General features: G+C 65.0%; 2 protein-coding genes and 1 riboswitch. Both genes read left to right on the top strand.

The window, feature by feature from the left end:
• A partial coding sequence (locus PI86_RS15550) for a sigma-70 family RNA polymerase sigma factor (protein ID WP_039324424.1) occupies nt 1-184 on the top strand: 184 nt, incomplete at its 5' end.
• 78 nt (nt 185-262) lie between these two features.
• Nucleotides 263-379, top strand: a riboswitch (S-adenosyl-L-homocysteine riboswitch).
• A 34-nt stretch (nt 380-413) separates the two neighbouring features.
• A partial coding sequence (locus tag PI86_RS15545) for an adenosylhomocysteinase (protein WP_039324421.1) occupies nt 414-651 on the top strand: 238 nt, incomplete at its 3' end.

Raw genomic sequence — 651 nt, 5'->3', positions numbered from 1 at the left:
CGACCGGCTGCCCGAGCGCGAGAAGCTGCTGATGTCGCTGTACTACGAGCGCGGGCTGAACCTGCGCGAGATCGGCGCGGTGCTCGAGGTCAGCGAGTCGCGCGTGTGCCAGCTGCACAGCCAGGCGGTCGCGCGACTGCGCACGCGGCTGCGCGAACAGGCGTGGGTCGGCGCCGAGAATTGACCCTTTCATTGCGCCCACGCGCGCCCGACGTGGCGCGTGTCGCGCAATTCCCGCGCCAATTTGCTACAATCCCTCCCGTTTTCCGAGGAGCGTTGCGACGGACCATCCAGCGTCCGCCAGGCTCGGAGAGCTTCACCAAGCAGCCGTGCGGCGTTTTTCGCGCCGGCCCCGCTTCCTGAACGGCGCTCACGTCACCAATTTCTAGAACTTTTTTAGAAAGGAGGGCGTGATGAACGCCATTATCGATTCGCAAGCTTCCAAGGATTACGTCGTCGCCGACATGGCGCTTGCCGGCTGGGGCCGCAAGGAACTGAACATTGCCGAGACCGAAATGCCGGGCCTCGTGCAGATCCGCGACGAATACAAGGCGCAGCAGCCGCTGAAGGGCGCGCGCATCGCTGGTTCGCTGCACATGACGATCCAGACCGGCGTGCTGATCGAGACGCTGAAGGCGCTCGGCGCGGACG

The organism is Burkholderia sp. A9 (genome assembly GCF_000801975.1).
The sequence above is the reverse complement of the archived record's forward strand: the minus strand, read 5'-3'. Positions and strand labels throughout refer to the sequence as shown.